Source organism: Escherichia sp. 20412-1 (assembly GCF_003027595.1).
Lineage (GTDB): Bacteria > Pseudomonadota > Gammaproteobacteria > Enterobacterales > Enterobacteriaceae > Escherichia > Escherichia marmotae.
The window spans coordinates 44,696-69,856 of record NZ_PYQM01000020.1; the positions used below are offsets into that span (position 1 = coordinate 44,696).

The following is a 25,161-nucleotide window of genomic DNA, read 5'->3' on the forward strand; positions in this document are numbered from 1 at the left end:
ATATCAGGCGGCTCGCTTCAATAACAATTCAGAGGGATTATGGAAACACGTCGCGAAGAGCGTATCGGGCAATTACTGCAAGAATTAAAACGCAGCGATAAGTTACATCTGAAGGACGCCGCCACCCTGCTCGGGGTTTCAGAGATGACGATTCGCCGCGATTTGAATAACAACAGCGCCCCCGTCGTATTACTCGGCGGTTATATCGTTCTGGAACCGCGCAGTGCCAGCCATTACCTGTTAAGCGATCAAAAATCCCGTCTGGTGGAAGAAAAACGCCGGGCGGCAAAACTGGCTGCGACGCTGGTAGAACCCGATCAGACCCTCTTTTTTGACTGTGGCACTACCACGCCGTGGATTATTGAAGCGATAGATAATGAAATCCCTTTCACCGCCGTTTGTTATTCACTAAATACCTTTCTGGCACTGAAAGAGAAACCCCATTGCCGGGTGTTTCTTTGCGGCGGTGAATTTCATGCCAGTAACGCCATTTTTAAACCCGTCGATTTTCAGTTGACGTTGAATAATTTCTGTCCAGATATCGCTTTTTATTCCGCAGCCGGAGTGCATATCAGTAAAGGTGCTACCTGTTTTAATCTTGAAGAGTTGCCGGTAAAACACTGGGCCATGTCGATGGCGCAAAAGCATGTGCTGGTTGTCGACCACAGTAAGTTTGGCAAGGTACGCCCGGCACGCATGAGTGACCTGAAACGATTTGATATTGTGGTAAGCGATCGTTGCCCGGAAGATGAGTATGTGAAGTACGCACAGACGCAGCATATTAAGTTGATGTATTGATGATGCATAACCGGATGACGTTAACGCGTCATCCGGTCATCAGAAGATTAAGAGAACCAGCCGCCGAACCACTGATGGAATTTCATCATTACGAAGTCCCACATCCGACCAAAGAATCCGCCCTCTTCCACATTTTCCATCACGATCAGCGGACGCTGTTCAATCGACTTGCCGTTAAGCTGGAAATCAATAGTGCCGACGACCTGACCTTTTTTCAGCGGTGCGGTAAGCTGCGGTTCCGTTAACGTGTAACTGGCTTTCAGGTTTTTCAGTTGCCCACGAGGGATGGTCACCGATCCCCCTTCACCGGCACCGAGATTCACTTCGCTCTTATCACCAAACCAAACCCGCTGAGTCACAAAGGTGGCATCAGGTTTAATTGGTGTCACGGTTTCAAAGAAGCGGAAACCCCAGGTCAGTAATTTCTCAGACTCATTAAAACGGATACGGTCAGTTTTCGCCCCCAGCACCACAGAGATCAAACGCATATCACCCTGGGTAGCCGAAGCGACCAGATTGTATCCCGCACCTGCCGTGGTTCCGGTCTTCATACCATCAACATTAACGTTACTGCTCCACAACAGGCGATTACGGTTAGGTTGGCGAATTTTGTTAAAGGTAAACTCTTTCTCTTTATGAATGGCATACTCTTCCGGTACATCGTGAATTAACGCTTTACCCAGCAATGCCATATCGCGCGCGGTACTAAACTGCCCCGGTGCATCCAGGCCGTGTACCGTCTGGAAGGTGGTGTTGGTCAGGCCCAGTTTCTTCGCATAACCATTCATCAAACCAATAAATGACTCCTGGCTGCCCGCAACATAATCTGCCAGTGCAATACAGGCATCATTACCGGACTGAATGATCACACCTTTATTCAAATCCGCCACAGAAACCTGATCGCCCGGTTTAAGAAACATGACCGATGAACCGCGCAGCGCTGGATTGCCCGTTGCCCAGGCATCTTTGCCGACCGTCACCATATCGGTGAGTTTGATCTTATCGGCCTTAAGCGCCTGCCCAACCACATAGCTGGTCATGATTTTAGTCAGGCTTGCGGGGTCCAGTTTCTCATCCGCATTGCCTTCTGCCAGCACTTTGCCGCTGGCATAATCCATTAAAATCCATGCACGCGCATCCACGCTCGGCGCTTCAACGGTCTGTTCCGCCGCAAATGCCGTTGGGGCAAAAAGGAATAAAAATGCAGAACCCGCTGCAAGACCACGAAGGAAAGAGGAGTATTGCGTCATAAATGCCACCCGAGTATCCATTCAAAAAAAATACGTTATATCGCCGTATGATAAGTTCGGTGATTAATAACGCACACACAAGCTTAAAGAAACCGTAAATTGGTAAAGTTTTTAAAGTTTATGCAATATCCTGCCGCTTCGCTGCTTCTGGTGTCATTTTTTTACTCACTGTTGCTTAAAAGTTAACTTTACTTCACCATCGGAATCCTGTTCAGCCTGTGGCTGCCTGTATAAAAGGGGTGACTATGATTACGCTGTGGGGTCGGAATAATTCAACCAACGTTAAAAAAGTGTTGCTGACGCTCGAAGAACTGGAACTACCTTATGAGCAAATTTTGGCGGGTCGTGAGTTTGGGGTAAACCATGACGCCGATTTTCTGGCGATGAATCCTAACGGGCTGGTGCCGCTGTTGCGTGACGACGAAAGTAATTTAATTCTTTGGGAATCAAACGCCATTGTCCGCTACCTTGCAGCACAGTACGGGCAAAACCGTTTATGGATCGACTCACCGGCACGCCGCGCAGAAGCCGAAAAGTGGATGGACTGGGCAAACCAGACGCTCAGTAATGCCCATCGAGGGATCCTGATGGGATTGGTCAGAACGCCACCGGAAGAGCGCGATCAGGCCGCCATTGACGCCAGTTGCAAGGAATGCGACGCCCTGTTTGCCCTTCTCGATGCAGAGCTGGCGAAAGTGAAATGGTTCTCCGGCGATGCATTTGGTGTGGGCGACATTGCCATCGCGCCGTTTATCTACAATTTGTTTAACGTTGGCCTGACCTGGACACCACGTCCGAATCTGCAACGCTGGTATCAGCAACTCACCGAACGCCCCGCGGTGCGTAAAGTTGTGATGATCCCTGTTAGCTAATTATTGCGTGGGCTAACTTTGAGTAATTCTCCATTGGACTCGTCGGTCAGAACGTATAAATAACCGTCGGGTTCGCTGCGAACATCACGAATTCGCTGCCTCCTGTCCGTTAATATGCGACCATCTTCTGTCACCTTGTTGCCTTTAACGCTCATCACGATGACATTTTTATCTTTCAGCGCGCCAATAAATAATTTTTGCCGCCACTGGGGGAATTTGTCGCTGTTATAGAAGGCCATGCCGCTCACCGCCGGTGAATCCTTCCAGTAAAAAATGGGTTGTTCAGTCCCGGCGACAATTTCCCCTTTCGCTTCCGGTATTTTAAAACCTGAGTAATTCATCCCCCAGGTTGCCAGCGGCCAACCGTAGTTTTTACCTTTTTCCGGGATATTAATTTCATCGCCGCCGCGCGGACCGTGTTCATTCAACCACAGCGTATTACTCCACGGATTCATCGCCATCCCTTGCGGGTTACGAATGCCATAAGAGCAGATCCCGGCTCGCACACCAGACTCCTCCACAAAGGGATTATCATCCGGGATCTCGCCCTGGTCGGTCAGGCGCACTAATTTACCCTGCAATTTATCCAGATCCTGCGCCGTCGGGCGCTGATTGTTTTCACCCAGACCAATATACAGATAGCCTTTACCATCAAATACCAGCCGCCCGCCAAAATGATTACCGGTAGAAAGTTTTGGCGTCTGGCGAAAAACGGTGCGGAAGTCCGTCACTTTTGCGAGGTCATCAGTTAAGCGGCCATAACCTACGGCAGTTCCGGCTTTACCATCATCACCGACTTCAGAAAAACTTAACCAGATACGGCGCGACTGGGCAAAATCAGGCGCTAATGCCACATCCAGCAAACCGCCCTGCCCGTGCGCCCAGACTTCCGGCACACCGGCAAGCGGCGCAGATAATCCTTTTCCTGCTTGCCAGTGGCGTAACTCGCCGCCGCGCAGGGTGATTAACATGCCGTGATTATCCGGTAAGAAGGCCAGCGCCCACGGATGGTCGAGTTTATCCTGCAGTACTTCGACATTTACCGTTTCGGGTGCCGCCCAAAGAGCGGAAGGAATACAGAGAAGGGGCACAAAGTAAAAGGATTGTCGATACATAACACCTCCGGATTGACTCTGGCTTAAAGCGTAGTCAGTCAGGGGCGTGACAAATTTATTTTTACATAAACTTAAATATGAAGGGGGAGACGCCTTCTCCCCCTTAGCTTTCAGGCCTGCTCAAGCATGGCGTGCTTCTCCAGGCTCTGGATACTCAGCGTTAAGCTCATCAGACAATTTTCAAGCTTATCGGCGTTGACGGTAATAAAAGTTGGGCAATCATGATACCCACTCATCAAACATACTGCGGCTGTCGCTAATGCTTCTTCAGCATGATGAAGAGCATTCCACTCTTCCTGATCCAGGTGAAGATTCAACCGCAGCGATTTATCGTGCAGTTCGCGATTCAGTTTAAAAAAGTTATCTCGTAGATGATTGCTTTCGCTGACGGACATGTATCCTTTGGCCTTCCTCAGTCGCACATATGCGGCGAGGTCAACTCGAGCATCGTTCAACCGATTAAGCAGATCGCTTCGCTGTCTGTCAACGAACATACTTCGATCCTCCTCTTTGCAGCCTTAGTGCAATTAAATAGTATGGCTACTTTTTGAACAAAGTGCTGTCAAGGATCAATACTTCACATCTTATTAATAATAATTTACATTATTTCTCTTTCCAGTACCTCGCATCCCCAGGGTGCCAGTTCTAATTCTTGTGAACAAGCCTTGCCTGTTTCCGCCACTCGCCATGCACCAGGAAGCACCACATTTTGTACATGAGCAGTGTAATTTTGTACAAAAACCCATTCCTGATTGCCGTCTGTCCGACGCGTTGCAATAACGCCAACAGGAAGTTCAGTCGCAAGGGCTTTTGGAAGATTAAGTGAGTTGATCAACATCGCAGCAAACGCTTGATGAAATGACGCATCATTACGCGAAGCCACATAGAAAGCACGTCCCTGTCCGACGTGATTTACCGTTAACGCAGGTGTACCTGCATAAAAATCCTCACCATAGCGCGCCAGAACCTGTGCGCCTTCGGCGTGAATAACCGCACATAATTCCCTTGCCTGCCATTTACCTTGCAATCCATAGGCATTCGGCTCGCAGATAACTTCGTTATGCTGATAATCATTAAGGCTATCGATCTCTTCAGCCCACACGCCCATCAGGTCACGCAACGGGCCAGGAAAACCGCCCAGGTGACATAAATCAGTTTCATTGACAATCCCGGACCAGTAAGTGGTGACAAAATTGCCACCAGCTTCGACATAGGCACGGGCACGATCAGCAAATCCATCGCGAACCATATAGAGCATTGGAGCGATAACTAATTGATAACACGTAAGATCACAATCAGCGTTGATAATATCGACCGCCACTCCCTGCTCCCAGAAAGGTCGGTAATGATCCACTACCGTTTGTTCGTAATGGATACCGCAATTGCGCGGCCCGGCAGCATCATTAACCGCCCAGCGGTTTTCCCAGTCGAAAATAATGGCAACTTTAGCCTGAGTTTTCGTCCCGACCAATTGCTTAAGATGTGCCAGTCGTTGCCCTAGCTGTATAACTTCGCGCCCGGTACGCGTCTCCAGATGACCGACGTGATCAACCACCGCACCATGAAACTTCTCCACGGCTCCGCGACTCTTACGCCACTGAAAATAGTGCACGCCATCTGCGCCATGAGCGACGGCCTGTAAAGAAGAAAGAATGTTCATTCCCGGCTTTTTCAATTTGCTGGTTGGCTGCCAACTTGTCTGGCTGGGGGTGGATTCCATCAGAATGAACGGTTTATTTTTCAAGGTACGCATCAGATCGTGATACATCGCTGTTTTACAAGCTACGGCGCGTTCATCTTCCTGTTTGTGCCACATGGGATAGCTATCCCAACTTACAAAATCGACAACCTCAGCTAATGACCAGTAGTTGTAATCATTGAAATACCACATAAAATTGGTCGTCGCGGGTAACTCAGGCCGTTCTGCTTTTAGCGGCGCGACTTCCATTTGATAGAATTCTTTTACCTGCGATGTGACAAAGCGTCGCCAGTCAAGATTCAGGCCGTGGTTAGACATCTCACCTAATGGAGAAGGTGACTCAATTTGTGACCAGTCACTGTATGTATGGCTCCAGAAGCCTGTCCACCATGCCTGATTAAGTGCCTCAAGAGTGGTGTAACGAGTCTGCAACCAATGGCGAAACGCCTGTTGGCATCCGTTACAATGACACTCACCGCCATACTCATTACTGATATGCCATCCCAGAACCGCCGGATGATTCGCGTATCGCTGCGCCAGCTTACGGTTAATTTGCGTCACTTTTTCTTTATACACTGGCGAAGAAAGGCAGTGATTATGGCGACCGCCGTGAAGCATTTTCTCGCGTGACGCGCTAACTCTCAGAACCTCTGGATAACGTGCTGCAAGCCAGGCGGGTTTGGCTCCGCTCGGGGTTGCCAGGAAGACAGAGATCCCGCCAGCATGAAGTTTATCCAACACCTCATCCAGCCAGTCAAAGCGATATTCCCCCTCTGTGGGTTCCAGCATTGACCAGCTAAAGATGCCCACCGACATGGTGTTACAACCAGCCTGTTGCATCATGGCAATATCTTTCTCCAGGATCCCAGGGACATGTAACCATTGTTCCGGATTGTAATCGGCACCATGAAGTAACCACGGGGCTGTGGGGATGATCGGTGGATGCTTGTCCATGCTGACTCCTGAATTGTTTTAAACAGACAAAAAATGTTATTCGTTCACAATGCTGTCATCTAGTAATTAATTGCTTCGTTATGCAAGAAGTGTCCGGTAGAAATGTGAGCAACTACGCGTTTTTCCATTCAAACAGGCTCCACGGTTTGGCAGACATGCGCTGAAATACGTGAGCGTGATACGTATGACATTCACTGCGGTATACTGTGACAAATCTTTTAGCCGGGGCGAATATGAAAACCAAAGCTGCAACCCTTGCCGATGTTGCTCGTCATGCCAATGTTTCTTATCAGACAGTGTCGCGGGTGCTTAACAATTCAGCGAACGTGTCTGCCAAAACACGTCAAAAAATTGAACAAGCCATTGCCGAACTTAAGTACGTTCCAAATCGCGTAGCTCAACAGTTGGTAGGGAAAGAGAGCAAAACGGTGGGGCTGGTCACCACCTCACTCGCCCTACATGCCCCTTCACAAATTGCGGCGGCGGTAAAAAAATATGCCGGGGAGCAGGGATATCAGGTGCTGATATCGATGATTGATGATGTTGATATTAAAGGTATTCAGGCTGCAGTTAATGACTTAAAAGCACAACGGGTAACAAAGATTATTATCAACGCCCCCCTGGAAACGGCATTGGCTGAAACTCTGGTTGCTGAAAACAGTGATGTATTGTGTCTGTTTCTCGACGTGGACCCTTATAGCCCGGTGTTTAACGTCACCTTTAATCCCGCAGAAGGTGCACGCGCCAGCGTAAAATATCTTTACGACTTGGGGCATCGTCAATTTTGCTTGATCTCTGGCCCTGAAAATTCAGTACCGGCGCGGTTACGACTCAATACCTGGCGCGATACCCTCGCCTCACTCCAACTGACACCGCTGGCCATACATTACGGTAGCTGGGACGCTCAAAGCGGCTATCTGGCGACATTACAGATGCTACGTGAAACGCCACAGGCGACCGCTCTTCTGATCGCGAACGATCAGATGGCGTTGGGTGCGTTAAGCGCCTTACATCAACAAAAACGTAAAATCCCGCAGGATATTTCTGTCATTGGCTATGACGACACCTATGAGAGTGCGTTTTTTGAACCTTCACTGACGACCGTCGCAATCGACTTTGATTTGCAAGGGAAAATTGCCGTTCAACAAATTTTACAGCCGGACGATGCACAAGCTATGCTCCGCTCTTCAACCATCCTTCCCAGCCGTCTGGTCGTGCGTAATTCTGCTGGCCCTCTGCACTCACCACAGGCTGATCTGATGAATATTGCCGAACACCTTCGCACGCTGGCAGATGAGCTAACACGCAAGGCATAAAAGTAATACGTTCTCATAAAGAAGATTTAGTGATCCATTTCGCTAAATCTTTTTTATTATCAGCAATAAATGTGATGTAAATCTCAAACATTCGTTTAACACATTGCCTAATCATCAATGTCAGGGCCAGAGTAAAAATGAAATTGTTAACGTATGACATTTCCGGAGATGCATACCAAAACAATAACCAGTAAGCACAGCTAATGCCTGTGCCAACGGTAAATGACCCAACGCCAGTGATTGAGGATATGGCTATGTTATTGCCCGGTAAACGTAATTATATTTTGCTCAGTATTTTCGATTTTCTGTACCTCTTCGCCTGGTCGGCAACGATGGCATTTTTTGTCATATGGACGACACAGCATCTGGAAATTACCGCCACACGCACAGGATTACTTTATTCCGTTAATGCTTTCATTGCGTTATTAATGCAGCCGTTCTTCGGTTTCATCTCCGATAAATTTGGTCTTAAGAAACAACTCATCTGGATCCTCGTCGCATTATTACTTCCCGTAGGCCCATTCTTTATTTATGTGTATGCCCCGCTTCTGGTTCATAACTTCTGGCTGGGCGCTGTTTTGGGTGGCGTTTACCTGGGGATCATTTTTAATTCTGGCTGTGGCGTTCTGGATTCCTGGATAGATAAAGTTTCGCGTCGTTATCATTTTGAATATGGTCGCGTAAGGATGTGGGGCTCTCTGGGATGGGCCGCCGCCGCGTGGATTGTTGGTAAATATATTGATACCAACCCTAATCTCTCTTTCTGGCTGGCAAGCTGCGCCATTGTGATCGCCGCAATCTGCTTTATGTTTACCAAAATCGAACTTACCGAGGCCGAAATTGAAAAAACCAATTCGCTGAAAGCCATCCATGCCCTTGAGCTGGCAAAAAATAGTCAGTTCTGGTTTTTATTGATGTTCACTCTGTTCGTAACACAAATTTATGACACCTACGATCAACAGTTCGCACAGTATTTTTCGCTGCAATTTCCGACACCAGAAGAAGGCAATCGCTGGTACGGAATTCTGGCTTCTGTTCAGGTCTGCGGAGAAACCTTATTTCTCTGCCTGATGCCGTGGTTTGTTAACCGCACTGGTGCAAAATGGGCGTTAGTGATTGCCGGAACCATTATGTCGTTACGCATTGCCGGTTCTGCAATCCAACTGGGACCGGTGTGGATTGCAGCCGTTAAAATGATGCACGCCATCGAAAAACCACTGATCCTGGTGTCTGTGTTTAAATTTATCGCGGCTAACTTTGATCATAAACTCTCTTCAACGGTCTACCTGCTAGTGCTTTTTGTGGCATCCATCGCCACAGCAATCTATTCACCCATTGCAGGCTATCTGTATGACACCATTGGCTTTGCTGAAACCTATCTAATCCTGGGGGCTATTGCCGGTTGCTTCACGCTTATTTCGGTCTTTACGCTGCGGGACAAATCCAGCAGCCAGCCTACGGAGACGCTAACTGAAAATTCTGTAGCATGATCCTCATTTGCGCCCCTTTATTTGGGGCGCTTTCCTCACCGGTTGACCAGATTGCGATACAAATTTTATCCAGAACTCTGTAGAATCCCTGCCCTGACCTTTCCTGTAACTGAATATTTTTTAAGCTATGAGCAAAGTAACTCCCCAGCCGAAAATCGGCTTTGTTTCCCTCGGCTGTCCGAAAAACCTCGTCGATTCAGAGCGCATTCTGACCGAACTGCGCACTGAAGGTTATGATGTAGTACCGAGCTATGACGACGCAGATATGGTGATCGTCAACACCTGCGGCTTTATTGACAGTGCGGTGCAAGAATCACTGGAAGCCATTGGCGAAGCGTTGAATGAAAACGGCAAGGTAATTGTGACCGGTTGTCTGGGGGCGAAAGAAGATCAAATCCGCGAAGTCCATCCAAAAGTGCTGGAAATCACCGGCCCTCATAGCTACGAGCAGGTTCTGGAACACGTTCATCACTACGTGCCAAAACCGAAACACAACCCATTCCTGAGCCTGGTGCCGGAGCAAGGTGTTAAGCTGACACCGCGTCATTATGCTTATCTGAAGATTTCCGAAGGCTGTAACCATCGTTGCACCTTCTGCATTATTCCGTCTATGCGCGGCGATCTGGTGAGCCGCCCGATTGGCGAAGTGTTAAGTGAAGCGAAACGTCTGGTTGATGCGGGTGTTAAAGAGATTCTGGTGATCTCCCAGGATACTTCCGCGTATGGTGTTGATGTAAAACACCGCACTGGCTTCCACAACGGTGAACCGGTAAAAACCAGCATGGTCAGCCTGTGCGAACAGCTATCAAAACTGGGGATCTGGACGCGCCTGCACTACGTTTACCCTTACCCGCATGTGGATGACGTCATCCCGTTGATGGCAGAAGGCAAAATTCTGCCATATCTGGATATTCCGTTACAGCACGCCAGCCCGCGTATTCTCAAACTGATGAAGCGTCCGGGTTCTGTAGATCGCCAACTGGCGCGCATTAAACAGTGGCGCGAAATTTGCCCGGAACTGACACTGCGCTCAACCTTTATTGTCGGCTTCCCTGGCGAGACGGAAGAAGATTTCCAGATGCTGCTCGATTTCCTGAAAGAAGCTCGTCTGGATCGCGTTGGTTGCTTTAAATACAGCCCGGTTGAAGGTGCTGATGCCAATGCCCTGCCTGACCAGGTTCCGGAAGAAGTGAAAGAAGAACGCTGGAACCGCTTCATGCAACTGCAACAGCAGATTTCCGCCGAGCGTCTGCAGGAGAAGGTGGGTCGTGAAATTCTGGTGATCATCGACAAAGTGGACGAAGAAGGCGCGATTGGCCGCAGCATGGCAGATGCACCGGAAATCGACGGCGCGGTTTATCTCAATGGTGAAACCAACGTTAAGCCGGGTGATATTGTGCGTGTGAAAGTCGAACACGCCGATGAGTACGATTTGTGGGGTAGTCGGGTTTAATTAATGTCAGGCCGGGCAAATTACCCGCCCGGCCTGCTAATAAGCATTATTGCCAGCTAATCTGCGCCCTGCCGTTTTTCTTACTTTTATACAGCCGCTCATCTGCCAGCATTTTCAGCCGTTCAACGGTAGTACATTCATTTGAATGCGCCACGCCGATACTGGTGCTTAAGTTAATGCTCCCCACCTGGAAATGGACGATTTCTTTTAGTATTGATAGCAACTCTTCCAGAGTACCACCGGTATAAATCACCGCAAATTCGTCGCCGCCAAAGCGGTAGACTTTGCCTTTATCTACCGGAATCTGTGATTTGAGAATTTTCACTACCTTCATCAACACTTCATCGCCCAGCAAATGCCCGAAGGTATCGTTAATGTTTTTGAATTTATCGACGTCAAACAGGCACAAATAGCCACCTTTTTCCGGCAGGGCTTTTAAATCTTCATCAAAAGATTTTCTGCCCATTGCTTTCGTCAGGTCGTCAAGAAACGCTGAGTTATACATGCTGTAGAGTTTTTTGACATCCGCCGCCGAGAAGAAAAGCCCACCATCCAGCACGCGGTCAAAATGGTTATTAATGATAGCTTCTTTCTCAACGATGCCACGATTAATGACTCTGCGTACCAGATACATGCAACTTATCCCCGATATCGCTGCCACTAATGCGGCAAAGAAAATAATTAAAGTACAAACCTGAAAATAGACATCCTTCTTATAAGCAAAGACATACAACCCCGTTGGTAAATAAGTGAAGTGTTCCATCGCTTCCGAAACAGTAAAGATGGCATTTTTCGCGTTATATTCATCCCCAACAACTGGCTTGCCACCTTTGAATAAAGAGAACATCAGGTTCTCGCTATCCATTGCCAGCGACTTTGAGAGTAACGAAAATCGTTCCAGCCCAAGCAAAAATATCAGACTGCGGTTGTGAGTAACCGGATAGAGATAATAGACGAAGGTTTTACCGTCAAAAGAGATAAACCCCGTATTTTTGACATGCCGATACTTAACAACCTGCATAATATCTGCACAATAATTTTTTTCATACTCCTTAACCTGAATACACTCGTCGCTGGAAATCAGATAAGGACCAACATCATACAAATAAGAAGGTGAAACCGAGTCAGCGTAAGCTGTGCGCAAGCCAACCAACAGTTGTTCTTCAGTCGGATTAAGCGTGTTAATGAGATCAATTGACACACTGCGCCGATATTCGGCAATATTTGCCACCGCAAAAGCAGTATCAATAACGGACTGTTTCAGGCCATACACCCGTTCTTTTACCATCTGGGTATAGATCCCGCAGGCAACTGCTGAAATCATGATAAAAATCAGCAGACTGACTGTAAGTACGAATTTATTGATTCTGGACATACCTAAACTACTCTTTTACTAACTTTCCACTTTTGTCCCAGGCAGAGAATGGCAACGGCTTCTGATATAGATACCCCTGGGCCTGAATACACCCTAATTTGATTAATTCACGCGCAACCTCTTCGCTCTCAACACCTTCTGCAATTACCGGGATCCGGTTATAGCGGGCCAGGTCGAAGATAATGCGTACAATTTTTCCCGCAGTGCCGAAAATATCGCCGGTAAATTGCGAGTCTACTTTTATGCTGTCAGGATTAATTTCATAAAAACGCTTCAGGTTTGACAAACCTGTACCAAAGTCATCAATCGATATCCGTACTCCTTGTTGACGCAGTTGTTCAATATTGAGATAAAAATGTTCATTAATACGTTCAATCACTGTTTCAGTGATCTCAATACAGATGCTATTCGCTTTCAGCTCATGTTCTTCCATAATAGCTGTAAAACGCGCATGAAAGTGTGGCTCGTTTAACTGCCAGGGCGAAACATTAATATGCAGTAAGAAACCTTCCTGCAGTTCCGCACGCTGGCTAAAATGTCTGAATTCCCCCATCGCCGTTTTAATAATTTGATAACCCAGTTCATTGATAAAACCGATATCTTCGGCGATAGCAATAAACTTCAGCGGCGAGATTATCCCCCGCTCTGCTGAAACCCAGCGGCACAGCGCCTCAGCTCCCAGAATGTCGCGGGTATTAATATCAACAATCGGTTGATAGACCAAAAATAGCTCGCCTTTTTCCATTGCATTACGGATATTGCGCGCAATCCAGATATTTTCTTCAATTTCTCTGAGTTTCTCATCATCACAGAAAATAAATTCAGAGAACATATGATCGCGGATACTGGAAATCGCCAGTTTTAGTTTTTCTGCGTAGCTCCAGGCATTTTCGCCTTTCAGAGGTTCACAAATGGCAGATTTATGTATACGCAGATTGCGGTAGCCAAAGCTACTGTCGAAATCGTTTATCATCGCGATCTTATGGGTAAAAATCTCTACATTTTCCCGACACAATAATAAATAGAGATCGGCATTGAATGTCACAATATCGCAACATTGCGCGTATTTCTCGGCAATTTGCTGACACAGTTTCCTGACGATTTTGTTGCGTTCCTCAACGCCAAACACCGCTTCGACGGCTTCCAGTCCGCACAGTTTGATGATCCCAACGGCCAGATACTGATTATTGTTTGACTCAATAATCGCCATATTTTTGATAAACCCGCTTTCCTGATCGTAGGAGATCAGCGAGAGCAATTTATTTGAACGCTCAACTTCTGCATCTTTCATTTCCGCGATCGAATTTTTGATGCTGATAATCTCTTTTGCATCGCCTTCACGAATTTTCAGTGCCTGCATTTGATCCGCAGAGTCGGGTAAAAATTCCAGCGTATTGACCAGCGTTGTCATTTCGGAAAATTGTCGACGGAACACACGGGTGGTCATTAAGTAAACCACCAGCAATACGATAATAATGAAAGCAAATGGTAAATAAAAGAGTTTGTCTGATGCGTTAAATAAATCCCCCGTAGGATAATAAAAATAGATATCGAACAATGGATTATTAGGAACTGCCGATTTCCTTGCGATATATTCTATATCAACAGAATCAATAATATTATAACTATCTTCGCTATTATAAATAATCAATTTTTCGCGAGCGAGTTGATTCTTGGCAATGATTTCATGACCTTGTTTCAGAAACAGGACTTCATCCGTTGCGCTGATTTGATCAAGGTATTCGTTCAGATATCGCCAATTTAAATCGACGTGAATTTTATCAACAGCCAGCAAATCACGATCTTTGCCGTTAATTCGTAGCGTAAAAGAAATACATTTTTTACCCGGGCGATCAAAGCAATTGTATGCCGGATTCCAGCTACTGTCAGAGCCATCCGAGGATACAGACCACGGACGTTGCGACGGGTTAAAATCGGAAAAAATAACACGCCCCGCCTCATCGATAAGCGGCCCATTAACCTTTTCCTGATGATAAACAACGATTTTATCGTTCGCCCGCCGCGAAAAAAGATAATATTTATTATTATCCAGCACCAGTCCCACTGAATCTAAAAATGGCATCATTTCCATTTTCAGAATAACAGCACGTTTAATCTCCTCACTGTTTTTCAACAAATAGAGTGAGTCTTTTAACGTCAGGGCCGAACGTTCAATATCTTTAAAGAAATAGCCAACGTTTTTTTGAATAAGTTCAAAGCGGCTATCGGCACGTTTTACCGCACGTTCCGATACCAACTGATAGTTAATGATGAAAAAAAGACCAATAAATGACAGCGCAGCCAATAAAAATAAAATTATCAGCCTTATCTTTATCTTTTCGTATAAACTCAGCATGTTAATACATTTAACAAAATAACTGCCAGTACGCTGTGCCGCTGCATAAATTGTTCCCCACAGCGACTTTTTAACTAAATGACCAGATTCTACAAAATCAGCAAAAAGTTACAACACTTGCTTCAGGCAATAATTTCCTGCGAGGTGATAACCCTTTCAAGCAATATTCAACCGTGATTATCCTTTAATTTTGGGGTCCAGCGCATCGCGTAAACCATCGCCCAGCAAGTTGAAAGCCAGCACGGTCAGAAAAATGGCCAGTGCCGGAAAAACCGCCACATGCGGCGCGATAACCATATCCGCTCTCGCTTCATTGAGCATCGCCCCCCACTCTGGCGTCGGCGGCTGCGCGCCAAGGCCGAGAAACGACAGGCTGGCGGCGGAAATAATCGAGGTGCCAATACGCATGGTGAAGAACACGACGATGGAAGAGACTGTCCCCGGTAAGATGTGACGCAACAAAATAGTCACATCGCTGGCACCAATACTGCGTGCTGATTCAATAAAGGTTTGCTGTTTCAACACTAGTGTGTTGCCGCGCACCAATCGGGCAAACGCCGGAATGGAAAAAATAGCGACGGCGATAATCACGTTAGCAATGCCACTTCCCAACACCGCGACAACAGCGATAGCCAGCAAAATACCGGGAAACGCAAACAGCACATCGCAAATGCGCATGATCAGTCGGTCCCACCAGCCTTCATAATATCCTGCCAGCAAGCCCAGCAACGTCCCAATCGCCGCACCAATAAACACCGCAAATACGCCAGCCGCCAGCGAGATTTGCGCCCCCACCAGGACACGGCTGAAAATGTCGCGCCCCAGTGAATCGACGCCAAACCAGTGCTGCAAAGAGGGGCCGTTATTCAGGTTGTCATAGTCAAAATAATTTTCGGCGTCATAAGGAGCGATCCAGCGCGCCAAAACAGCCACTATAATCAATAAGATAACGAACAATGCGGCGCTCATCGCCATATGCTGACGACGAAAACGCCGCCAGAACTCATGCCACGGTGTACGTACCAGGTCAGGTTTTACCAGTGGCATAGCGTTTAACACCGCCTGACGTCGCCAGTTAAATAATCGCATCCTTACTTGTACCTGATAGCCGGGTTAATGGCAGCGTAAAGCACATCCACCACTAAGTTGATAAGAATAAATTCCAGCGAGAAAAGCAGAATTTCTGCCTGAATCACCGGGTAATCACGCATTTCTACCGAATCGACCAGTAAACGTCCAAGTCCGGGCCAGTTAAAGACTTTCTCCACGACAATGGAGCCGCCGAGCAAGAAGCCAAACTGTAAGCCCATCATGGTAACCACCGGGATCATCGCATTACGTAACCCATGTTTGAGGATGACCCAGGTTTCGCTCACCCCTTTCGCCCTCGCGGTACGCATATAATCTTCACTTAAGACATCGACAAATGAAGCACGGGTAAAACGCGCCATCACCGCCGCCACCGCTGCGCCAAGTGTCAGGGAGGGTAAAATGTAGTGCTGCCAACTGTCTGCACCAACAGTCGGCAGCCACCCCAACTCAACGGAGAACACCTGAATCAAAAGCATCCCCAGAGCAAATGCCGGGAAGGAAATCCCCGATACCGCGATGGTCATGCTCAATCGATCCGGCCAACGGTTACGCCAGACGGCGGCCACAATCCCCGCCGCCATACCAAATATCACCGCCCAAACCATACTGGTAATAGTCAGCCACAATGTAGGCATGAAGCGGCTGGCAATCTCATCGGCAACCGGACGACGCGACACCATCGACAGACCAAAATCCCCCTGTACGGCGTTGCTGATGTAGTGCCAGAACTGGTAATACAGCGGCTGATCCAGCCCCAGTTGCTGGCGCACCAGTTCGATAACCTGAGCATCGGCTTCGGGGCCGGCAATCAATCGCGCCGGATCGCCGGGCAGCATATGGACAAATAAAAACACCAGCACCGAGACGATAAACAGCGTTGGGATCAATCCCAGTAAGCGTTTGATAACGTAATTAAGCATTCCACTCCCTGCGTTGCTTATTGCAAATCCGCGTCTTCAAAGCTAAAGCCTGTATCTGGCATGATCCAAAAACCGGTCAGGTTTTTACTGTGTGCCGACACCAGTTTTTCTACCACCAGCGGGATCCACGGCGATTCTTGCCAGATGATATCCTGCGCCGCCTTATACAAGCGTGCCTTTTCCGCCGGATCGTTGGTTTTCAGTGCCTGAGCAAGGTCTTCATCCACCTGCTTATTGCTGTAAAACGCGGTATTAAACAGCGTCGGTGGCCAGTTCTGCGAAGCAAACAGCGGCGAAAGCGCCCAGTCAGCTTCGCCGGTCGATGCCGACCACCCCGTGTAGAACATCCGCACATTGCTCTCTTTCTGCCCTTTTCCTTCCACTTCCGCCGCCCGTTGTCCGGCATCCATCGCCGTCACCTGGGCTTTAATCCCTACCTGCGCTAACTGCTGCTGGGTAAATTGCAGCACTTTCTGCGCGGTGCTGTGGTTATGTGATGACCACAGCGTGGTACTGAAACCGTTGGGATACCCCGCCTCTTTCAGTAACTCACGTGCTTTAGCCGGATTGTAAGGCCACGGTTGATAACTTTGCGCGTAGGCAATACTCGGAGGTACAACACCGGTAGCTGGCGTTGCATATCCTGCAAATGCCACCTTAACCAGCGCCTGACGGTTGATGGCGTAATTCAGCGCCTCACGCACTTTCGGATTATCGAACGGCTTTTGCGTCACGTTCATGCTGATATAACGCTGCATAATCGACGGACTGGCCATCAGCTCGATATTTTTGTTCTTCTCCAGTAACGCGGCTTGTTCATAAGGAATAGGGAAAGCAAACTGCGCTTCACCGGTTTGCAACATTGCCGCCCGGGTATTGTTGTCCGCCACCGGACGCCAGGTAATGCTGTCCAGTTTGGGCAGACCGGGCTGCCAGTAACCCGCAAATTTCTTCACTTTCACAAAATCGGTCTGATTCCAGGTATCCAGCGCATACGGCCCGGTTCCGACCGGATGAAAGCCGATCTCTTTACCATATTTTTCCAGTGCCGCAGGTGAAATCATTGCTGTCGCCGGATGAGCGAGAATATTAATAAACGCGGAAAACGGCTGTTTGAGCGTAATCTTCACCGTTGTCGGATCGACCGCTTCAGTTTTGGCAATATTTTTGTACAAGTTATAGCGTTTAAGATGATTCGCCGGATCGCTGGCTCGATCCAGATTCGCTTTTACCGCCGCAGCGTTGAAGTCAGTGCCGTCCTGGAACTTAATCCCTTCGCGCAATTTCACGGTGTAAGTGAGGCCGTCATCAGAGACGGTATAACTCTCTGCCAGCACATTTTTCAGCTTCATCTCTTTATCCAGACCGAACAGCCCCTGATAAAACGATTTCGCCACAGCCTGCGATAACGTGTCATTCGCGTCATACGGATCGAGCGTGGTGAAGTTCGACCCCACCGCCACAACCACATCTTTGGCAGCGAATGCACAAGATGCCATCAACGCTGTGGCAATGCCCAGCGCCACTAACCCACTACGGTGTACAGCTCTTGCCATTTTATTCTCCGCCTGAATGTTATCTACGCATGAATGCGTATTCTGATTGTGGTTGTGCGACGTAATGCCCCGGCCCGACGCATTGTAACGAGACGGTGGCAACCTCTTCGCCACGCAGATGAATATTGCTGGGAAGATCGTCCGACAACAGTACGCGCCGTGGTCGCAGTCGGGACGGTTCCGCCACCGGAACTGCCGCCAGTAATTTACGCGTATAAGGGTGCTGCGGATTTTCAAATATCGCGCGCCGTGGGCCAATCTCAACGATTTGCCCGAGATACATCACCGCCACGCGATGACTGATCCGCTCCACGACTGCCATATCGTGGGAGATAAATAGATACGCGATACCGAAATCACGCTGAAGATCAAGCAACAGGTTGATAATTTGCCCGCGAATAGAAACATCCAGCGCCGACACGGCTTCATCGGCAATAATCACTTTCGGATTCAGCGCCAACGCACGGGCAATGCAGATGCGCTGACGCTGACCACCAGAAAACTCATGCGGGTAACGCCATGCGTGTTCAGGTAACAGGCCAACGCGCTCCAGCAACCACGCAACGCGTGCAGCAGCTTCTTTACCCTGCAATAAACCGTGTACGCGCAGCGGTTCGATAATCGAATCACCGATGGTCTGGCGAGGATCCAGCGAGGCGTAAGGATCCTGAAAAATAAACTGGATATTGCGGCGCAACGACTGAAGTTTACCGGGCGAGAGAGTATCGATTCGCTGACCGTTAAAGATAATTTCGCCGCTCTGCGATTCGACCAGACGCAACAGCGCCCGTCCGGTAGTGGATTTACCGCTGCCAGACTCGCCCACCAGCGACAGCGTTTCACCAGGCCTGAGATCAAAACTGACTTTCTCAACGGCGTGCACTTCTCGCGTTACGCGATTCAACAACCCGCTACGCAAAGGGAAACGGGTAACCAGATTACGCACCTGTAAAACAGGTTCGCCATCCACCACCGTTTTCTGTTCGACAGGACTTTCCTGTTTAGCCGGATGTTCAAGTGATATCAGCGGAAAACGACGGGGATAATCTTGCCCTTTCATCGCGCCGAGCTGCGGAACAGCAGCCAGCAGTGCACGAGTATAGGGGTGCTGCGGCGCATGAAATATCTGTTCGACGCTACCCGTTTCAACCGCCTCGCCCTGATACATCACCAGCACCCGATCGGCAATCTCTGCCACCACGCCCATATCGTGAGTGATAAAGATGACGCCCATCGACATCTCTTTTTGCAATACTTTGATTAATTGCAGGATCTGCGCCTGGATGGTGACATCCAGCGCAGTGGTCGGCTCATCGGCAATCAGCACCGCCGGGCGACATGACAGTGCCATTGCGATCATGACCCGCTGGCGCATCCCTCCGGAGAGTTGATGGGGATAACGTGAAAGAATGGTTTGAGCTTCCGGAATGCGAACCTGATCCAGCATCCGCTTCGCCTCCACCATCGCTTCTTCACGACTGGCGTTTTGATGCAAACGGATAGACTCAGCAATCTGCTCACCCACAGTAAATACCGGGTTTAGCGACGTCATCGGCTCCTGGAAAATCATCGCTATATCTGCGCCGCGTATATGCTGCATTTGCCCGGAGCTCTGCGTACTAAGCTCAATCACCTCATGGCTGCGCCGCCGCAACAGCATTTTATCGCACTTTACCAAACCGCCCGCCTGTTCCAGCAGACGCATCAACGCCAGTGCTGTAACTGACTTGCCGGAACCGGATTCGCCAACAATCGCCAGCGTCTCGCCGCGTTGCAGACTAAAAGAGAGGCCGCGAACCGCAGCCATTTTCTGCAGGTCTTGTATAAAGGCAATATTGAGGTTCTCAACCGCCAGCACATCACCGGCATCAAGCTCATCACTGTGTGGCAACGGTGTCCCCTTTTTCACGGTAGATACCGGTGGTTGGCGTATCGCCTGCATAGCCCCAGGCGCGATACATTCCTTCGGTGTTAAACGGTAACGCGACGTTACCTTCATGATCGATAGCGATTAAACCACCACTGCCATCAAGCGCAGGGAGTTTTTCCATCACTACCCGCTCGCAGGCTTCCGCGAGACTTAAACCGCCGTAATCCATTAACGCAGCGATGTCATATGCCGCCAGCGTACGAATGAAGACTTCGCCCGTACCGGTACAAGAAACCGCCACGCTGGCGTTATTGGCGTAGCACCCGGCACCGACAAGCGGGCTGTCACCGACCCGACCGGGTAATTTGTTAGTCATTCCCCCCGTGGACGTGGCTGCCGCCAGGTTGCCGTATTGATCCAACGCCACAGCGCCCACAGTGCCCATTTTCTGTTTTTCATCCAGCGGTGCGTCGCTATGGTCGAGGATCATTTCCCCTTCCTCACGCGCCGCCATCAGTTGTTCATAACGCAAAGGCGTGGAAAAAATCTCCGGCGAGACGCGTTCCATGTCATGAGCAAAAGCAAAATTTTCCGCTCCTTCGCCAATCATCATCACATGCGGGCTTTGCTCCATCACCAGACGGGCAGCAAGAATCGGATTGCGCAGATGACTGACGCCCGCGACCGCACCGGCTTTCAGGGTGTTACCATCCATCACACAGGCATCCAGCTCATGAGTTTCATCACGGGTGAAGACAGCACCAATACCGGCGTTAAATAGTGGGCACCCTTCCAGCAAGCGCACAGCTTCTGTTACCACATCCAGCGCACTTTCGCCCGCTTCAAGCATTTTCTGCCCGGTTTCAACAATGGCAGACAGCGCCTCAATGTAGCGTAATTCCTGTTGCAGACTCATCTGCGCGCGGCTAATTGCGCCTGCGCCACCGTGAATTGCAATGACTGCTTTGCCCATAGTTTTCGTCCATTAAAGGGTGGCTCGCCACTTTTGCTATAAATATCAGAATTTTTATGAATTACTCATTCAATTTTTGAATATAGAAAGATGTATATGGCATGTAAAGGCAGGAACCCACGCTACGCCCGAGGTGGCATACAGTCCGGGGCGTTTTTCTGACATAATAAGCAAATTCGATTTTGCCTCCGCAGGAGTGTTTTCATGGAATTTACCACCGGTTTGATGCCGCTCGACACCGCGCTTAATGAGATGCTTTCTCGCGTTACCCCTCTGACTCCCCAGGAAACGCTGCCACTGGTACAGTGTTTTGGTCGCATTCTGGCAAGCGATGTCACTTCGCCGCTGGATGTCCCTGGGTTTGATAACTCCGCAATGGACGGCTACGCGGTTCGTTTAGCCGATGTCGCTTCCGGTCAACCACTGCCCGTCGCCGGTAAGTCGTTTGCGGGTCAGCCGTATCATGGCGAGTGGCCTGCTGGCACCTGTATTCGTATTATGACCGGCGCGCCGGTGCCGGAAGGCTGTGAAGCTGTGGTAATGCAGGAACAGACTGAACAAACGGACAATGGCGTACGTTTTACCGCTGAAGTAAGTCGCGGGCAAAATATTCGTCGACGCGGTGAGGATATCTCTGCGGGAGCAGTTGTTTTCCCGACAGGTACTCGCCTGACTACTGCCGAACTGCCCGTGATTGCTTCGTTGGGGATTGCCGAAGTTCCGGTGATTCGCAAAGTGCGTGTGGCGCTATTTTCCACGGGTGATGAGTTACAGTTACCCGGTCAGCCGCTGGGTGATGGTCAAATCTACGATACCAACCGTCTTGCCGTGCACCTGATGCTGGAACAGTTAGGTTGCGAGGTAATTAACTTAGGGATTATCCGTGACGACCCGAACGCATTACGTGCGGCATTTATTGAAGCTGACAGTCAGGCGGATGTGGTGATCAGTTCCGGCGGCGTTTCGGTTGGTGAAGCGGATTACACCAAAAACATTCTCGAAGAGCTGGGCGAAATCGCATTCTGGAAACTGGCGATTAAACCAGGCAAACCGTTTGCGTTCGGCAAACTCTCTAATAGCTGGTTCTGTGGCCTGCCGGGCAACCCGGTTTCTGCGACGCTGACTTTCTATCAACTGGTACAACCGTTACTGGCAAAATTAAGCGGCAACACCGCCAGCGGCCTGCCAGCGCGTCAGCGCGTACGCACAGTATCTCGACTGAAGAAATCCCCCGGACGTCTTGATTTCCAGCGTGGCGTGCTACAACGCAACGCCAACGGCGAACTGGAAGTGTCGACCACCGGACATCAGGGTTCGCATATTTTTAGTTCTTTTAGTCTCGGTAACTGTTTTATCGTGCTGGAACGCGATCGCGGAAATGTAGAAGCGGGCGAATGGGTAGAAGTCGAGCCATTTAACGCGTTGTTCGGGGGCTTGTAATGGCGGAACTCAGCGATCAGGAGATGCTGCGCTATAACCGGCAAATCATCCTGCGTGGTTTTGATTTTGACGGTCAGGAAGCGCTGAAAGATTCTCGCGTGTTGGTCGTTGGCCTGGGCGGGCTGGGGTGTGCAGCATCGCAATATCTGGCAAGTGCGGGCATCGGCAACCTGACGTTGCTCGACTTTGACACCGTTTCGCTCTCGAATCTGCAACGTCAGACACTACACAGTGATGCCACGGTCGGGCAACCGAAGGTTGAATCCGCCCGTGACGCACTGGCGCGAATCAATCCTCACATCGCGATTACACCGGTGAATGCGCTGCTTGACGACGCTGAACTTGCTGCGTTGATTGCCAAACACAATCTGGTGCTCGACTGTACAGATAATGTCACGGTGCGTAATCAACTTAACGCGGGCTGTTTTGCCGCAAAGGTGCCGCTGGTTTCTGGCGCGGCGATTCGTATGGAAGGTCAAATCACCGTCTTTACCTGGCAGGATGGTGAACCGTGCTACCGTTGCCTGAGTCGTCTGTTTGGCGAAAACGCGTTAACCTGCGTGGAAGCAGGCGTAATGGCTCCGTTGATCGGCGTAATTGGTTCGTTGCAGGCAATGGAAGCGATCAAACTGCTGGCAGGTTATGGCAAACCTGCCAATGGGAAAATCGTGATGTACGATGCGATGACCTGTCAGTTTCGCGAAATGAAGCTGATGCGCAATCCTGGATGTGAGGTGTGCGGACAGTAATTGTCGCCTGTAGTCCTGATAAGACGCGGCAGGCATCGCATGGGCATTTGCTCCAGACGCCAGATGCGGCGCGAACGCCTTATCTGGCCTACGGTTCGGGCGCAGATTTCCAGGCCTGATAAGACGCGGCAAGCGTCGGTGCACTCCGCCACGTCATAATCAATTTTTGAGGATGGTGAACGTCCTGTTAAATCGACGTCCGGCCAAACGCCCCCTGCCAGTCCTGCTCAAACTTCGCCACGGCGGCATCGACCGCCGGATAGCTAATCATCTGCTGCGCAACATCCAGCGGCAGCGTGATTGACTCACATCCTGCCAGTAAGCAGTCCAGCGCCTGACGCGGGGTTTTGAAACTCGCCGCCAGCACTTTCGCCTGTGGTGCATGCATTTTCAGCAACTGATGCAAATCGGTCACGGTCTGAATACCACTTCCGCCCTGGGCATCAATACGGTTCACGTAAGGCGCAACATATTCCGCACCCGCCAGCGCTGACAGCAGACCTTGCGCCGCACCATACACCGCCGTGCCCAACGTTGGGATCCCTTCCGTCTTTAACATCTTGATGGCTGCCAGCCCCTCGGCGGTCACCGGTACTTTAACCACGATATCCGCAATAATAGAACGCAGTTTGCGTGCATCGTTCAACATGCCTTCAGCGGTGGTAGCCATTACCTGGGCAAACAAACGCCCCTGCCCCCCCATCGCTTCGTGAAGTTCCGGAAGCACAACCTCCAGCGGCTTTTTGCCTGCAGCGATAATGCTTGGGTTAGTGGTCACACCCGCCAGCGGGAAAACACGCGCCAGCGCCTTCACTGCAGCAACGTCTGAAGTATCCAGATACAGTTCCATAGCCATCCTCAAATGTACTTTTGTATGAAATCAGACTATCACGAAAAAACCCTCTGAACAGTTGATGCACATCAATTTAACTTTCATTCGAAAGCTATTTAATGTTTGAACGAAACAGAGGGGCATCTATGATCTTCAATATTCAACGCTACTCGACCCACGACGGTCCCGGTATCCGCACCGTAGTTTTTCTTAAAGGCTGCTCATTGGGCTGCCGCTGGTGTCAGAACCCGGAAAGCCGCGCCCGCACGCAGGATCTGCTGTATGACGCACGTCTGTGCCTGGAAGGCTGCGAGCTGTGCGCTAAGGCGGCCCCGGAAGTGATTGAGCGAGCGCTGAATGGTTTACTTATCCATCGTGAAAAGTTAACGCCTGAGCATCTGAGCGCGCTGACCGACTGCTGCCCAACTCAGGCACTGACCGTATGCGGTGAAACAAAAAACGTTGAGGAGATCATGGCGACCGTCCTGCGCGACAAACCGTTTTACGATCGCAGCGGCGGCGGTTTAACGCTTTCTGGCGGGGAGCCGTTTATGCAGCCGGAAATGGCGGCGGCGTTACTGCAAGCCAGCCACGAAGCCGGTATTCATACCGCTGTGGAAACCTGTCTGCATGTGCCGTGGAAATATATCGCGCCTTCCCTGCCTTATATCGATCTGTTTCTTGCCGATTTAAAACACGTTGCCGACGCACCGTTTAAACAATGGACCGACGGTAACGCCGCCAGAGTGTTGGATAACCTGAAAAAACTTGCGGCGGCAGGGAAAAAAATCATCATCCGCGTACCGCTGATTCAGGGCTTTAATGCCGATGAAACCGCAGTGAAAGCCATTACCGATTTTGCCGCCGATGAACTACAGGTTGGTGAAATTCATTTCCTGCCCTACCACACGCTGGGCATCAACAAATATCACTTACTTAATCTGCCCTATGACGCCCCGGAAAAACCGCTTGATGCGCCAGAACTGCTCGACTTTGCCCAGCAGTATGCCTGCCAGAAAGGGTTAACCGCGACCTTACGAGGATAACAATC

At 49.6% G+C, this 25,161-nt stretch carries 20 protein-coding genes; 8 read left to right on the forward strand and 12 right to left on the reverse strand.

Annotated elements, in window-relative coordinates:
* Positions 1-39: 39 nt before the first annotated feature.
* The gene (gene deoR / locus C7B16_RS14635; RefSeq protein WP_000450142.1) at positions 40-798 is read left to right on the forward strand and encodes a DNA-binding transcriptional repressor DeoR; all 759 of its coding nucleotides are present in this window, start codon (positions 40-42) and stop codon (positions 796-798) included.
* A 47-nt stretch (positions 799-845) separates the two neighbouring features.
* On the opposite strand, the gene dacC is transcribed toward deoR, so the two are convergent.
* Positions 846-2,048 carry a serine-type D-Ala-D-Ala carboxypeptidase gene (gene dacC / locus C7B16_RS14640; RefSeq protein ID WP_001516066.1) on the reverse strand — a complete coding sequence of 401 codons (1,203 nt, stop codon included), beginning with the start codon at positions 2,046-2,048 and terminating at the stop codon, positions 846-848.
* A 245-nt stretch (positions 2,049-2,293) separates the two neighbouring features.
* On the opposite strand from dacC, the gene gstB reads away from it, so the two are divergent.
* Complete coding sequence (gene gstB, locus C7B16_RS14645) at positions 2,294-2,920, forward strand: glutathione S-transferase GstB (RefSeq protein WP_010379678.1); 627 nt, start codon at positions 2,294-2,296, stop codon at positions 2,918-2,920.
* Here gstB and C7B16_RS14650 read toward each other — a convergent pair.
* The 3 genes from C7B16_RS14650 to C7B16_RS14660 form a co-directional block, all read right to left on the reverse strand.
* Entirely contained in the window at positions 2,917-4,035 is a 1,119-nt protein-coding gene (locus tag C7B16_RS14650; RefSeq protein ID WP_107179855.1) for a PQQ-dependent sugar dehydrogenase, read from the reverse strand. The two genes, gstB and C7B16_RS14650, sit on opposite strands and share 4 nt — an antisense overlap.
* 110 nt (positions 4,036-4,145) lie before the next feature.
* Positions 4,146-4,529: a biofilm formation regulator BssR gene (gene bssR / locus C7B16_RS14655; protein WP_000497146.1), complete on the reverse strand. Its 384-nt coding sequence runs from the start codon at positions 4,527-4,529 to the stop codon at positions 4,146-4,148.
* A 104-nt stretch (positions 4,530-4,633) separates the two neighbouring features.
* Positions 4,634-6,688, reverse strand: a complete 2,055-nt coding sequence (locus C7B16_RS14660; protein WP_085448917.1) for a beta-galactosidase — start codon at positions 6,686-6,688, stop codon at positions 4,634-4,636.
* A 233-nt stretch (positions 6,689-6,921) separates the two neighbouring features.
* Between C7B16_RS14660 and C7B16_RS14665 the strand changes: the two genes are divergently transcribed.
* From C7B16_RS14665 to rimO, 3 genes are all read left to right on the forward strand, one after another.
* Positions 6,922-8,004 (forward strand): LacI family DNA-binding transcriptional regulator, encoded by a 1,083-nt coding sequence (locus C7B16_RS14665; protein WP_000849774.1) that lies wholly within the window; start codon positions 6,922-6,924, stop codon positions 8,002-8,004.
* A gap of 254 nt (positions 8,005-8,258) precedes the next feature.
* A complete protein-coding gene (locus C7B16_RS14670) occupies positions 8,259-9,494 on the forward strand; it encodes an oligosaccharide MFS transporter (RefSeq protein ID WP_001516062.1) in 1,236 nt (411 codons plus the stop codon).
* Between the two features lie 127 nt (positions 9,495-9,621).
* Positions 9,622-10,947 carry a 30S ribosomal protein S12 methylthiotransferase RimO gene (gene rimO / locus C7B16_RS14675; protein WP_107179856.1) on the forward strand — a complete coding sequence of 442 codons (1,326 nt, stop codon included), beginning with the start codon at positions 9,622-9,624 and terminating at the stop codon, positions 10,945-10,947.
* A gap of 46 nt (positions 10,948-10,993) precedes the next feature.
* On the opposite strand, the gene C7B16_RS14680 is transcribed toward rimO, so the two are convergent.
* From C7B16_RS14680 to iaaA, 7 genes are all read right to left on the reverse strand, one after another.
* The gene (locus C7B16_RS14680) at positions 10,994-12,322 is read right to left on the reverse strand and encodes a GGDEF domain-containing protein (RefSeq protein ID WP_001516061.1); all 1,329 of its coding nucleotides are present in this window, start codon (positions 12,320-12,322) and stop codon (positions 10,994-10,996) included.
* 7 nt (positions 12,323-12,329) lie between these two features.
* Positions 12,330-14,678, reverse strand: a complete 2,349-nt coding sequence (locus C7B16_RS14685; protein WP_016248521.1) for an EAL domain-containing protein — start codon at positions 14,676-14,678, stop codon at positions 12,330-12,332.
* A 177-nt stretch (positions 14,679-14,855) separates the two neighbouring features.
* A complete protein-coding gene (gene gsiD / locus C7B16_RS14690) occupies positions 14,856-15,767 on the reverse strand; it encodes a glutathione ABC transporter permease GsiD (protein ID WP_016248520.1) in 912 nt (303 codons plus the stop codon).
* Between the two features lie 2 nt (positions 15,768-15,769).
* On the reverse strand, positions 15,770-16,690 hold the full coding sequence (gene gsiC, locus C7B16_RS14695; RefSeq protein ID WP_105224614.1) for a glutathione ABC transporter permease GsiC: 921 nt from the start codon (positions 16,688-16,690) through the stop codon (positions 15,770-15,772).
* A gap of 17 nt (positions 16,691-16,707) precedes the next feature.
* On the reverse strand, positions 16,708-18,246 hold the full coding sequence (gene gsiB, locus C7B16_RS14700) for a glutathione ABC transporter substrate-binding protein GsiB (RefSeq protein ID WP_001516057.1): 1,539 nt from the start codon (positions 18,244-18,246) through the stop codon (positions 16,708-16,710).
* 19 nt (positions 18,247-18,265) lie between these two features.
* Entirely contained in the window at positions 18,266-20,137 is a 1,872-nt protein-coding gene (gsiA, locus tag C7B16_RS14705) for a glutathione ABC transporter ATP-binding protein GsiA (RefSeq protein ID WP_016248517.1), read from the reverse strand.
* Complete coding sequence (gene iaaA, locus C7B16_RS14710) at positions 20,124-21,089, reverse strand: beta-aspartyl-peptidase (protein WP_107179857.1); 966 nt, start codon at positions 21,087-21,089, stop codon at positions 20,124-20,126. The genes gsiA and iaaA overlap by 14 nt, the downstream gene beginning before the upstream one ends.
* A gap of 204 nt (positions 21,090-21,293) precedes the next feature.
* On the opposite strand from iaaA, the gene moeA reads away from it, so the two are divergent.
* Together moeA and moeB are read left to right on the forward strand one after the other, a co-directional pair.
* Complete coding sequence (gene moeA / locus C7B16_RS14715) at positions 21,294-22,529, forward strand: molybdopterin molybdotransferase MoeA (RefSeq protein ID WP_016248515.1); 1,236 nt, start codon at positions 21,294-21,296, stop codon at positions 22,527-22,529.
* A complete protein-coding gene (moeB, locus tag C7B16_RS14720; RefSeq protein ID WP_038355203.1) occupies positions 22,529-23,278 on the forward strand; it encodes a molybdopterin-synthase adenylyltransferase MoeB in 750 nt (249 codons plus the stop codon). The genes moeA and moeB overlap by 1 nt, the downstream gene beginning before the upstream one ends.
* Before the next feature lie 187 nt (positions 23,279-23,465).
* Here moeB and fsa read toward each other — a convergent pair whose 3' ends face one another.
* Positions 23,466-24,128: a fructose-6-phosphate aldolase gene (gene fsa, locus C7B16_RS14725; protein ID WP_105224615.1), complete on the reverse strand. Its 663-nt coding sequence runs from the start codon at positions 24,126-24,128 to the stop codon at positions 23,466-23,468.
* Between the two features lie 128 nt (positions 24,129-24,256).
* Here fsa and C7B16_RS14730 point away from each other — a divergent pair, with 128 nt between their 5' ends.
* On the forward strand, positions 24,257-25,156 hold the full coding sequence (locus C7B16_RS14730) for a glycyl-radical enzyme activating protein (RefSeq protein ID WP_001516054.1): 900 nt from the start codon (positions 24,257-24,259) through the stop codon (positions 25,154-25,156).
* The last annotated feature ends 5 nt before the right edge of the window (positions 25,157-25,161 follow it).

Bases quoted from the DNA above. Each gene is read 5' to 3' on its own strand.
- C7B16_RS14660 (WP_085448917.1), bottom strand. From the start codon at position 6,688: ATGGACAAGCATCCACCGATCATCCCCACAGCCCCGTGGTTACTTCAT.
- moeA (WP_016248515.1), top strand. From the start codon at position 21,294: ATGGAATTTACCACCGGTTTGATGCCGCTCGACACCGCGCTTAATGAG.
- C7B16_RS14730 (WP_001516054.1), top strand. From the start codon at position 24,257: ATGATCTTCAATATTCAACGCTACTCGACCCACGACGGTCCCGGTATC.
- C7B16_RS14685 (WP_016248521.1), bottom strand. From the start codon at position 14,678: ATGCTGAGTTTATACGAAAAGATAAAGATAAGGCTGATAATTTTATTT.
- fsa (WP_105224615.1), bottom strand. From the start codon at position 24,128: ATGGAACTGTATCTGGATACTTCAGACGTTGCTGCAGTGAAGGCGCTG.
- moeB (WP_038355203.1), top strand. From the start codon at position 22,529: ATGGCGGAACTCAGCGATCAGGAGATGCTGCGCTATAACCGGCAAATC.
- bssR (WP_000497146.1), bottom strand. From the start codon at position 4,529: ATGTTCGTTGACAGACAGCGAAGCGATCTGCTTAATCGGTTGAACGAT.
- gsiD (WP_016248520.1), bottom strand. From the start codon at position 15,767: ATGCGATTATTTAACTGGCGACGTCAGGCGGTGTTAAACGCTATGCCA.
- gstB (WP_010379678.1), top strand. From the start codon at position 2,294: ATGATTACGCTGTGGGGTCGGAATAATTCAACCAACGTTAAAAAAGTG.
- dacC (WP_001516066.1), bottom strand. From the start codon at position 2,048: ATGACGCAATACTCCTCTTTCCTTCGTGGTCTTGCAGCGGGTTCTGCA.
- C7B16_RS14670 (WP_001516062.1), top strand. From the start codon at position 8,259: ATGTTATTGCCCGGTAAACGTAATTATATTTTGCTCAGTATTTTCGAT.
- gsiB (WP_001516057.1), bottom strand. From the start codon at position 18,246: ATGGCAAGAGCTGTACACCGTAGTGGGTTAGTGGCGCTGGGCATTGCC.
- C7B16_RS14665 (WP_000849774.1), top strand. From the start codon at position 6,922: ATGAAAACCAAAGCTGCAACCCTTGCCGATGTTGCTCGTCATGCCAAT.
- C7B16_RS14650 (WP_107179855.1), bottom strand. From the start codon at position 4,035: ATGTATCGACAATCCTTTTACTTTGTGCCCCTTCTCTGTATTCCTTCC.
- iaaA (WP_107179857.1), bottom strand. From the start codon at position 21,089: ATGGGCAAAGCAGTCATTGCAATTCACGGTGGCGCAGGCGCAATTAGC.
- gsiC (WP_105224614.1), bottom strand. From the start codon at position 16,690: ATGCTTAATTACGTTATCAAACGCTTACTGGGATTGATCCCAACGCTG.
- C7B16_RS14680 (WP_001516061.1), bottom strand. From the start codon at position 12,322: ATGTCCAGAATCAATAAATTCGTACTTACAGTCAGTCTGCTGATTTTT.
- deoR (WP_000450142.1), top strand. From the start codon at position 40: ATGGAAACACGTCGCGAAGAGCGTATCGGGCAATTACTGCAAGAATTA.
- rimO (WP_107179856.1), top strand. From the start codon at position 9,622: ATGAGCAAAGTAACTCCCCAGCCGAAAATCGGCTTTGTTTCCCTCGGC.